We start from the raw sequence: 9,237 nt of genomic DNA on the forward strand, positions 1-9,237 counted from the left end.
AGAGCCGGCCCGACGCTCTGCTGCCGCAGGCCGCCGTCGAAGCGGTACCGGCCGGCTTCCCCTCCCCCGCGCAGGGCTACTACTCCGGCCCCGTCGACCTGAACCGGCACCTGATGCGCGACCCGACCGCGACGTTCCTCCTCCGCGTCAGCGGCGACAGCATGACCGGGATCGGCATCTACGACGGCGACGAGCTGATCGTGGACCGCTCCCTCGACGCGCACGACGGCGACGTCGTGGTCGCCGTCGTCAACGCCGAGCTGACCGTGAAGCGACTCCTGCTGCGCGACGGCCTGATCGCCCTCTCGCCGGAGAACCCCGCCTACCCGGTGATCACCCTCTCCGAGCTGGACGAGCTGACCGTCTGGGGCGTCGTGACGCGGTGCCTGCACCGTGTCTGAGCGCCGGCACCTCGCGATCGTCGACGCGAACAACTTCTACGTGTCCTGCGAGCGCGTCTTCGACCCGGGCCTGGAAGGGCGGCCCGTCGTCGTCCTCTCCAACAACGACGGCTGCGTCGTCGCCCGCTCGCAGGAGGCGAAGGCGCTGGACATCGACATGGCCGCCCCGTGGCACAGCATCGCCGCCGAGGCGCGCGTGCACGGCGTCGTCGCCCGCTCGAGCAACTACGAGCTCTACGGCGACATGTCGGCCCGCGCCGCCGAGATCCTCAGCCGCTACTCCCCCGAGCAGGAGGTGTACTCGATCGACGAGAGCTTCATCGCCCTCACCGGCACCGTCGCCGAGACCACCGCCCAGGCCCAGGACATCCGCCGCACCGTGAAGAAGCTGCTCGGACTGCCGATGAGCGTCGGGCTCGCCCCGACCAAGACCCTCGCCAAACTCGCGAACCGCGGATCGAAATCGAGTCCGGCCCTCGGCGGCGTCTGCCACTTCGGCGCCTACGACCGCGAGCAGCAGACCGCGATCATGCGCACCGTCCCCAGCAGGGCCGTCTGGGGCATCGGCAGCCGCACCGCGAAGAAGCTCGCCGGCATGGGCATCCACGACGCCGCCGACCTCCGCGACGCCGATGTCGCCCGCATCCGCAGCCGCTTCGGCGTCGTCCAGGCCCGCGTCGTCCAGGAGCTGCGCGGCATCGACTGCCTGCCGCTGGAGGAGCTGCAGACCTCCCGCGACACGATCCAGCACTCCCGCTCGTTCGCGATCCCCATCAGCACCGTCGCCGAGCTGGAAGAGGTGCTGTCCGTCTACACGCAGCGCGCCGCCGCACGCCTGCGCAAGCAGGGATCGCTCGCGCGGAGCATGCGCTGCTTCGCCGCGACCTCGCCCTTCGCCGAGACGAAGCACACCGCACACCACGTCTCGCTCGCCTTCCCCGAGCCGATCGACGACGCCGGCACCCTCTACCGCGCCGCGGTCTCCGCACTCGCCCCGCAGTTCGAACCGGGGCTGAGATACGTCCGCGTCGGGGTCGTCCTGGGTGAACTGACTCCCGCGGACGAGCACGCCTCTCTGGACATCTTCGGCACCCCCACCGAGACACCCGCGACCAGCGCGGTGGTCGACCTCATCGCCGAGCGCTTCGGCGAGGAGAGCGTCGGCCTCGGCCTCGGCGGCCTCCGACAGCGCCGCGCCTGGACGATGAAGCGCGACATGGTGTCACCCCGAGCCACCACCCACTGGGACGAGCTGGCTGTCGCGACCGCGAGGTAGCGGCCCGGCGAGCAGCCCTCGACCCGTGCGGTTCCGTCGCGCTCGCATCGGTCGCGCAGACGGCCTCGCGCACCCGGATGCCCGCGGTCGTCCGCACGAGCGACGCGGCCTCACGACGAAGTCGTGCGGGTGGACCACGGAAACGGCGATCAGGACGGGCGTCGGCGCTCGACGAGGACGGTGTCGCGCCAGATCCCGGACGCCGGTCCGTGGGTCATCAGCGCGATCCGCTCGCGGGTGCCGACGCGGCGGAAGCCGACCCGGTCGTGCAGGGCGAGGCTGGCGGTGTTCTCGGGGAAGATGCTCGACTGGATCGTCCAGAGTCCGGCGTCGTCCGCAGCGTCGATGAGCGCCCTGACGAGTGCCGCACCGACGCCGCGATCACGGGCGGCGGCGGCGACGTAGACCGAGTGCTCGACGACTCCCCGGTAGACGGGCCGGCGGGAGACGGGTGAGAGCGCTGCCCAGCCGAGGATCTGCTCCCCCTCGACGGCGGCCAGTCGCCCGACGTCGAGCTTCCCGGCATCGAACGCCTCCCACGTCGGCGGTTCGGCCTCGAACGTCGCGTGCCCGGTGGCGATCCCCTCGCGGTAGATCGTCTCGACCGCCGCCCAGTCCTCGGGGAGCATCGCCCGGATCGCGGTCATGAGCAGCAGCTCCCTCCGGCGGATCCGATGTCGGTAGAGCAGACGCCGGTCTCGGGGAGCACGAGCTGCACGCGTCGGGCGGCGGCGTGGTCGCCGGCGAGCTCGTCCGCGATGGAGCGGACCTGCTCGTAGCCGGTGACGAGGAGGAACGTCGGGGCGCGGCCGTAGGACTTCATGCCGGCGATGTAGAAGTTCGGCTCGGGGTGAGCGAGTTCGGCGACGCCGTGGGGGTCGACGGAGCCGCAGGAGTGCAGGTTCGGGTCGATCAGGGTCGCGAGGGCGCGGGGTGCTTCCACGATCTCGTCCAGGGAGACGCGGATCTCGCGGAGCATGTCGAGGTCGGGCCGGAACCCGGTCGCCTGCACGACGACGTCGGCCTCGACGCTCTCGCGCTCCTTCCGGCGGCGCCCGAGGACGGCGACCCGACCGGTGGCGGTCTTCTCGAGGCGGTCGATCTCGAAGCGGTCCAGGAGAGTGATCGCGCCGTCGCGGACGAGCTGGTGAACCGTGCCGCCGAGCTTGCCGCGCTCCTCCAGCTCGTCATCGCCCGAGCCGAAGACGCGCAGCGGATTGGTGCCGCGAATCGCCCAGGTGATCCGTGTCGAGGGCTCCTCGCGGGCGAGTCGTGCGAGCTTGATCAGGGTGTTCGCGGCGGAATGGCCGGCGCCGACGACGAGAACGTCCTTCCCGGCGAACCGGGCACGGTCTGCGCCGAGCACGTCCGGCAGTGCGTGACTGAGGTGCTCTGCGACATCGGCGGCGCCGATCGGGTCGAGGCCCGCGGAGGCGAGGGCGTTGGGCGTCGAGTACGTACCGGAGGTGTCGATCACGGTGCGGGCGGTGATGTCGACGGCGCCCTCCGGGGTGTCCAGGCGCAGCAGGAACGGAGTGGCGGCGCGGCCGGTGGAACGGGTGCGGTCCATGCCCTCGCGGGTCACGGCCAGCACGCGGGAACGGTAGCGGATGACCGGAGCGAGCTGCGGGGTCGCGGCGAGCGGGGCGAGGTAGTCGCGGACGAACTCGTGCCCAGTTGGCAGCTTCTTCGCAGCGGGCGCCTCCCATCCGGCGGCATCGAGCAGGCGTCCGGCAGCGGCGTCGACCAGGTACTCCCACGGGGAGAACAAGCGGGTGTGACCCCACTGCTGCACCGCAGCTCCGGCGCTCTCGCCAGCCTCGTAGACCACGACGTCGAGGCCGCGCTCGAGCAGCTGCGCGGCAGCGGCCAGGCCAACGGGGCCGGCGCCGATGACGGCGACGGGCAGGCTGGTGAGGCGGCGCTCGTCGGTGCGGGGCGGGACGGTCAGCAGCATGGTCACAGGTGCACTCCTCAACATCGATGGTCATCGATGGACCGAGTCTGCCCCGGCATATCGATGACTGTCAATATGTGGGAGGGTGGAGGCATGGCGACGACCGAGCTCACTCTCACCGCGGCAGCGGCGGCATGCTGTGCGCCGCTCGCGCGCGAGCCGCTGAGCGCCGAGGGCGCGGAGCTGCTGGCGCGGGCGTTGAAGGCGATGGCGGATCCGGCAAGGCTCCGCCTCGTGTCGATCGTCGCGTCGAGCAGCTCGGGTGAAGTGTGCGTCTGCGACTTCACGGAACCGGTCGGGCTGAGTCAGCCCACGGTGTCGCACCACTTGAAGATCCTCGTGGACGCCGGAATCCTGGCCCGAGAGAAGCGCGGCACGTGGGCGTACTTCTCCCTCGTCCCCGGCGCGCTCGACTCCCTCGCGGCAATGCTCACCCGCGTGTGATCAGGCGGCCGTGACTCTCGCTGCGAGAGCGTCGACGCGCGCGGCGAGCTCGTCGTAGGCCGCATCGAACGCGGCGTCCGTGCCGGCAGGGACCGGGTCGGGGATCGACCAGTGCAGCGCGTCCGAGCCGAGCTCCTCATGGGCGGCGTCGCAGACGGTGATGATGAGGTCGGTGTCGGCGGCGACGTCCGCGAACTGCTGCGGAGCGCCTTCGGAGAGCGGGAGGCCGTGGCGGTCGGCTGTCGCGATCGCTCCGGCCGCCACCGCGGTGGCCGGGTGCGTGCCGGCGGAGGCGACGGGGATGGGGCTGCGCTGCGCCCAGAGCTGAGCGGCGAGCTGAGAGCGGGCGGAGTTCGCCGTGCACACGAACAGCACCCGCCGCGCGGCGGCGGTGGTCGAAGGTCCGAGCTGGTCGAAGGCGCCGGGGACCAGGTGCACGTAGCTCCGGCGCCGGTCCGCCTCTGAACGGCGTCGGAGGATCATGCCCTCCCGCTCGAGGACGGCGAGGTGGTGCGCGACGAGGTTCGAGGGCATCCCGAGCCGGTCCTGCAGCTCCCGCGGCGCGAGGTCTCCCAGGGTGAGTAGGTCCACGATCCGCAGACGTGCTGGGTCACTGAGGGCGGCGTGTAGGGCGGCTCGCGCTTCCAGTTCGGTTCGCTCGTTGTTCATTGACTCAATCTTGACTGAGTGATCACGAGCGGTCAAGATGGCCGACGACATGGACACCACTCCCCCTCCTTCGCTCGCTCGTCGGGCCGTGGCCGAGTTTCTCGGCACGGGCCTGCTCGTGGCGATCGTCGTCGGCTCCGGCGTCGCCGCCCAGACGCTCTCCCCGGACGATGTCGGCGTGCAACTGCTGGAGAACTCCCTCGCGACCGCGCTGGGACTGGCGGTGCTGATCCTCGTCTTCGGTCCGGTGTCGGGTGCGCACTTCAACCCGCTCGTGTCCGCTGTCGACGCGCTCCTCGGTCGTCGCGACCGCACCGGCCTGTCGGGGCGGGAGCTGGCGGTGTTCGTCGGCGTGCAGCTGCTCGGCGGCATCGGTGGCGCGGTCCTCGCGAATGCGATGTTCGAGGTTCCGACCGCGATCGCGACGACCGAGCGGGTCACCGCCGGGCACCTGCTCGGGGAGGTCGTCGCCACCGCGGGCCTGGTCCTCGTGATCCTCTCCCTCGCCCGCACGAACCGCGGCCCGCTCGCCGCGGCCGCGGTCGGCGCGTACATCGGCGCGGCGTACTGGTTCACGTCCTCGACCTCGTTCGCGAACCCCGCCGTGACTCTCGGCCGCGTCTTCACCGACACCTTCGCCGGCATCGCTCCCACCTCCGTCCTGCCGTTCGTCGTGGCGCAGGTCGTCGGCGCCGCGATCGGCGTCGGTATCGCCGTGTTCCTCTTTCCGGGCGCCGCCCGGGCCGCCGGGGACCTCGTAGTCCCCGCCACCTCGACCTCCTCGCACGTCTGATCTGGAAGGCCTTCTGATGCATCTCGTCGCCATCGGCGGCAGCGACGCGGGGATCTCCGCCGCGCTGCGCGCCCGCGAGCTCGACCCGTCCGTCGACGTGACCGTCGTCGTCGCCGACTCCTACCCGAACTTCTCCATCTGCGGGATCCCGTACTACTTCTCCCGCGAGGTGCAGCCGTGGCAGTCGCTCGCGCACCGCACCCACGCCGACCTCGAGGCCACCGGTATGACCCTGCGCCTGGACACCTTCGCGACCGACATCGACGTCGCCGGTCAGCAGCTCACCGTCCGCACCCCCGACGGCTCCGTCGACCGGATCGGGTACGACGAGCTGATCGTCGGGACCGGCGCCCTCGCGTCCTCCGCCGGGATCGCCGGCGTGGACGAGCTGGGGCCGGAGGACGGGGTGCACGTGCTGCACTCGATGGGCGACACCTTCGCGCTCGAGCGGTTCCTCGACAGCCGCGACCCGCAGACGGCGATCATCGTCGGCGCCGGCTACGTCGGCCTCGAGATGGCCGAAGCGCTCACCGTCCGAGGCCTCCGCGTCACGCAGCTCCAGCGCGGCCCGGAGGTGCTCTCCACCCTCGACCCAGAACTCGGCGCCCTCGTCCACACCGAACTGACCGAGCACGGCGTCGAGGTCCTCACCCGCACCACCGTCGCCTCGATCGAGAAGACCGCCACCGGACTCGCCGTCCACGCCGACCACGACGGCACACCCCTCACTCGGACCGCCGACGTCGTGCTCCTGGTCGTCGGCGTGAAGCCGAACACCGACCTGCTCGCCCGCGCCGGAGCCACTCTCGGTGCCGGCCGCGCCGTCGTCGTCGACGACGCCATGCGCACCGGCCTCCCGCACGTGTTCGCCGCGGGCGACGGAGTGACCACCCATCATCGCCTGCTCGGCAGCACCTACCTGCCGCTGGGCACCACCGCCCATAAGCAGGGCCGGATCGCGGGCGAGAACGCCCTCGGCGGCGACGCCCGGTTCGCCGGCTCCGTCGGCACGCAGGTCGTGAAGGTGTTCGACCTCGTCGCCTCCCGCACCGGCCTCCGCGAGCACGAGGCCCTCGCCGCGGGCTTCGATCCGGCGACGACGACCGCGGTCGCGGACGACCACAAGCGCTACTACCCGGGCGCGCAGCCGATCACGATCCGCATCACCGGTGACACCCGCGACGGCCGGCTGCTCGGCGCGCAGCTCGTCGGACGCCTCGGCACGGAGACCGCGAAACGCGTCGACACCTATGCGACCGCCCTGTTCGCCGGGCTCACCGTCGAGCAGGTCTCCGACCTCGACCTCTCCTACACACCCCCGCTCGGCTCCCCCTGGGACGCCGTGCAGATCGCCACCCAGACCTGGACCCGCACCACCACCGGAAGCAGCATCCCCGCATGACTCACAAGCCCACCGTCCTCTTCCTCTGCCAGCACAACGCCGGCCGCTCCCAGCTCGGCGCCGGCCTGCTCGAAGTCCTCGCCGGCGACCGCTACACCGTCACCTCCGCCGGCCTCTCGCCCGCCGACTCGGTGAACCCCGCGATCGCGTCGACGGTCGCAGAACTCGGCCTCGACATCAGCGACCGCATCCCCCGCGCCGTCACGGCCGAGGACCTCGAGAATGCGGACATCGTCGTCGCCATGAAGCCCGGCCTCACCCTGCCTGCGACCCCGTCCGGACGATTCCTGGAGTGGAAGTTCCCCGATCCGACCGATTGGAGCGCCGAGAACGTCCGCCCCCTCCGCGAGGCGGTCGCCGCTCGCATCCGGTCCGAGCTCCTCGGCTAGACGCGGCACGGAGCAACGTCACCTGCCGCCACGGAACGCCGGTCTTCGCAGAGCAGGCGGAACCGCCGTCGGCACAACGCCTCGGTCTCATCGCGACCCTCACGACGGCCGGCGACCCGTCCCCTGACGGAGCCGTTGCGGATCTCTGCTGCCTCCACCGAGGCCGAAGCACTCGATACAGCGCACCGGTGGCTATCAGAGCGCCGATCCCCACGAGGACCGGGTTCGCGGGTCTGCGTCGACGCTGGTGCAGGCGCCCGCCGAGTGCGTGCACTCCTCGCAGCTGCCCGATCGATCGCCGGCGACGAGGACCACCGCCACGAAGGCGACGACAGCGATCGCGAGCCGCCACCCCCGAGTGCGACGCCGGACCGTTGCACCCGCGACGAGACTGCGTGACGACAGCGCGTCCCGCTAGGGGGCGAACTGGTCTCGGAGAACGCGACCGGGACCATGGACGGGAGTTGCTAGCGTCCCGGTCACGGCGCCCGGGAGGGCGGCGGCGTCCACATCCGCTCCGGGCCGGCCGCCTCGGCGATCCGGCGGCTGATCCGCCCGAGCTCGTGCGCCTGACGGTCGGTGAGGGCGTCGAAGACCAGGCGACGCACGAGTTCCTCGTGTCCGGGTGAGGCCGCCTGCACTCGCTCGTGACCGACGGCGGTCAGCACTCCCCGCGTGCTCCGGCCGTCGTCCGGATCGACGATCCGGGTGACGAGTCCGTCCTTCTCGAGCCGGGTGATCGCCCGCGAGAGGCGGGACAGGGTGCAGCTGGCGTAGCCGGCCAGCGTCTTCAGCCGGAGACTGCGCTCCGGCGCCGTGTCCAGGGCGAACAGCAGCCCGTACTCGAAGTGCGTGAGGCCGGCGTCGCGCTGCAGCTGCGCGTCCAGGGCCGCGGGGAGTCGTTCCAGGACCGTGGCGAACGCGGCCCACGTCGCCAGTTCATCCGGGTCGAGGTGCATGCAGCGATGATAGCCCTCACTTGCTCAGGAAAGTCATCGCCGGTACTGTCGCTTGCTCAGGCAAGTGATCGGGGCCGCGTGCCTCAGGACGGACACTCCATGGACCTGCAGCTGCACGGCGCCACAGCATTCGTGAGCGGCTCCACCGGCGGCATCGGCTACGCGGTCGCCGCCGCCCTCGCCGCCGAGGGCGCGGCGGTGACCCTGAACGGCCGGAGCGAGGACCGCGTCGCCGCCTCGGTGGAGCGCCTGCGAGCCGAGGTGCCCGGCGCGACGGTCGCCGGCATCGCCGCCGACTTCGCGGACGCGGCGGCCGTCACCGCGCTGATCGACGAGCTCGGCGACGTCGACGTGCTCGTAAACAACGTGGGCGAGTTCGCGATCGCACCGTTCGCCGGCATCGACGACGAGACCTGGCAGCGGTACTTCGAGGTGAACGTCCTCAGCGGAGTGCGGCTCTCCCGGGCGCTCCTCCCCGGCATGATCGAGCGCGGGCGGGGTCGGGTGCTCTTCGTCTCCAGCGAAGCGGGCGTCTCGGTGCCGGCCGACATGATCCACTACGGAGTGACCAAGGCCGCGGTCATCGCGCTCGCGAACGGTCTCGCGAAGACCACGCGCGGGACGGCCGTGACGGTCAACACGGTCCTCGGAGGACCGACCTGGTCGGACGGAGTCGCCGCGGCGGTCGAGGGCATCGCCGCGGCGCAGGGCGCCCCGGTCGACGCCGTCCGCGCCTCGGTCATCGGAGGCAACACCACCACCCTGCTCGAGCGCTTCCTCGATCCGGCCGAGATCGCCTCTCTCTGCACCTACCTGGCGAGCCCCCTGGCCTCGGCCACGAACGGAGCCGCGCTCCGCGCCGACGGGGGGCGGAGGCGAGGAGGGTCAGAGCGTCGTGGTGAGCACGCCCCCGTCGGCGCGTCGAGGTGAGCGGCAGCCCTCCGCTC

General features: G+C 71.7%; 11 protein-coding genes. 7 read left to right on the forward strand and 4 right to left on the reverse strand.

Annotated features, from left to right (window positions below):
- Nucleotides 1-17: 17 nt before the first annotated feature.
- Together NB037_RS09645 and NB037_RS19870 are read left to right on the forward strand one after the other, a co-directional pair.
- Nucleotides 18-401, forward strand: coding sequence for a LexA family protein (locus NB037_RS09645; protein WP_251945450.1), 384 nt, complete (start codon nt 18-20; stop codon nt 399-401).
- The gene (locus tag NB037_RS19870; protein ID WP_251945442.1) at nt 394-1,677 is read left to right on the forward strand and encodes a Y-family DNA polymerase; all 1,284 of its coding nucleotides are present in this window, start codon (nt 394-396) and stop codon (nt 1,675-1,677) included. The genes NB037_RS09645 and NB037_RS19870 overlap by 8 nt, the downstream gene beginning before the upstream one ends.
- Nucleotides 1,678-1,826: 149 nt before the next feature.
- On the opposite strand, the gene NB037_RS09655 is transcribed toward NB037_RS19870, so the two are convergent.
- Nucleotides 1,827-2,324 (reverse strand): GNAT family N-acetyltransferase, encoded by a 498-nt coding sequence (locus NB037_RS09655; protein WP_251945443.1) that lies wholly within the window; start codon nt 2,322-2,324, stop codon nt 1,827-1,829.
- Entirely contained in the window at nt 2,321-3,640 is a 1,320-nt protein-coding gene (locus NB037_RS09660; protein ID WP_443722662.1) for an FAD-dependent oxidoreductase, read from the reverse strand. Before NB037_RS09660 ends, NB037_RS09655 begins: the two co-directional genes overlap by 4 nt.
- A gap of 87 nt (nt 3,641-3,727) precedes the next feature.
- Between NB037_RS09660 and NB037_RS09665 the strand changes: the two genes are divergently transcribed.
- Complete coding sequence (locus NB037_RS09665; protein WP_251945444.1) at nt 3,728-4,078, forward strand: ArsR/SmtB family transcription factor; 351 nt, start codon at nt 3,728-3,730, stop codon at nt 4,076-4,078.
- Here the strand turns inward: NB037_RS09665 and NB037_RS09670 are convergent, their stop codons facing one another.
- Nucleotides 4,079-4,747: an arsenate reductase/protein-tyrosine-phosphatase family protein gene (locus NB037_RS09670; protein WP_251945445.1), complete on the reverse strand. Its 669-nt coding sequence runs from the start codon at nt 4,745-4,747 to the stop codon at nt 4,079-4,081.
- A 49-nt stretch (nt 4,748-4,796) separates the two neighbouring features.
- Here NB037_RS09670 and NB037_RS09675 point away from each other — a divergent pair, with 49 nt between their 5' ends.
- Genes NB037_RS09675 through NB037_RS09685 form a run of 3 tightly spaced genes read left to right on the forward strand, consistent with a single transcriptional unit; the run spans nt 4,797 to nt 7,331 of the window.
- On the forward strand, nt 4,797-5,540 hold the full coding sequence (locus tag NB037_RS09675; RefSeq protein WP_251945452.1) for an aquaporin: 744 nt from the start codon (nt 4,797-4,799) through the stop codon (nt 5,538-5,540).
- 16 nt (nt 5,541-5,556) lie between these two features.
- Nucleotides 5,557-6,942 carry an FAD-dependent oxidoreductase gene (locus tag NB037_RS09680; RefSeq protein ID WP_251945446.1) on the forward strand — a complete coding sequence of 462 codons (1,386 nt, stop codon included), beginning with the start codon at nt 5,557-5,559 and terminating at the stop codon, nt 6,940-6,942.
- Complete coding sequence (locus NB037_RS09685) at nt 6,939-7,331, forward strand: arsenate-mycothiol transferase ArsC (protein ID WP_251945447.1); 393 nt, start codon at nt 6,939-6,941, stop codon at nt 7,329-7,331. Before NB037_RS09680 ends, NB037_RS09685 begins: the two co-directional genes overlap by 4 nt.
- 479 nt (nt 7,332-7,810) lie before the next feature.
- On the opposite strand, the gene NB037_RS09690 is transcribed toward NB037_RS09685, so the two are convergent.
- The gene (locus tag NB037_RS09690; RefSeq protein ID WP_251945448.1) at nt 7,811-8,290 is read right to left on the reverse strand and encodes a MarR family winged helix-turn-helix transcriptional regulator; all 480 of its coding nucleotides are present in this window, start codon (nt 8,288-8,290) and stop codon (nt 7,811-7,813) included.
- Nucleotides 8,291-8,389: 99 nt separating this feature from the next.
- Between NB037_RS09690 and NB037_RS09695 the strand changes: the two genes are divergently transcribed.
- Nucleotides 8,390-9,220, forward strand: coding sequence for an SDR family NAD(P)-dependent oxidoreductase (locus tag NB037_RS09695; protein WP_251945449.1), 831 nt, complete (start codon nt 8,390-8,392; stop codon nt 9,218-9,220).
- Nucleotides 9,221-9,237: the final 17 nt, after the last annotated feature.

Source organism: Rathayibacter rubneri, assembly GCF_023743255.1.
In the GTDB taxonomy this organism is placed as follows: domain Bacteria; phylum Actinomycetota; class Actinomycetes; order Actinomycetales; family Microbacteriaceae; genus Rathayibacter; species Rathayibacter rubneri.

What these genes read in the sequence shown, in the direction of transcription:
- NB037_RS09655 (WP_251945443.1), bottom strand. Translation starts at nt 2,324, where the DNA reads ATGACCGCGATCCGGGCGATGCTCCCCGAGGACTGGGCGGCGGTCGAG.
- NB037_RS09665 (WP_251945444.1), top strand. Translation starts at nt 3,728, where the DNA reads ATGGCGACGACCGAGCTCACTCTCACCGCGGCAGCGGCGGCATGCTGT.
- NB037_RS09670 (WP_251945445.1), bottom strand. Translation starts at nt 4,747, where the DNA reads ATGAACAACGAGCGAACCGAACTGGAAGCGCGAGCCGCCCTACACGCC.
- NB037_RS09675 (WP_251945452.1), top strand. Translation starts at nt 4,797, where the DNA reads ATGGACACCACTCCCCCTCCTTCGCTCGCTCGTCGGGCCGTGGCCGAG.
- NB037_RS09680 (WP_251945446.1), top strand. Translation starts at nt 5,557, where the DNA reads ATGCATCTCGTCGCCATCGGCGGCAGCGACGCGGGGATCTCCGCCGCG.
- NB037_RS09685 (WP_251945447.1), top strand. Translation starts at nt 6,939, where the DNA reads ATGACTCACAAGCCCACCGTCCTCTTCCTCTGCCAGCACAACGCCGGC.
- NB037_RS09690 (WP_251945448.1), bottom strand. Translation starts at nt 8,290, where the DNA reads ATGCACCTCGACCCGGATGAACTGGCGACGTGGGCCGCGTTCGCCACG.
- NB037_RS09695 (WP_251945449.1), top strand. Translation starts at nt 8,390, where the DNA reads ATGGACCTGCAGCTGCACGGCGCCACAGCATTCGTGAGCGGCTCCACC.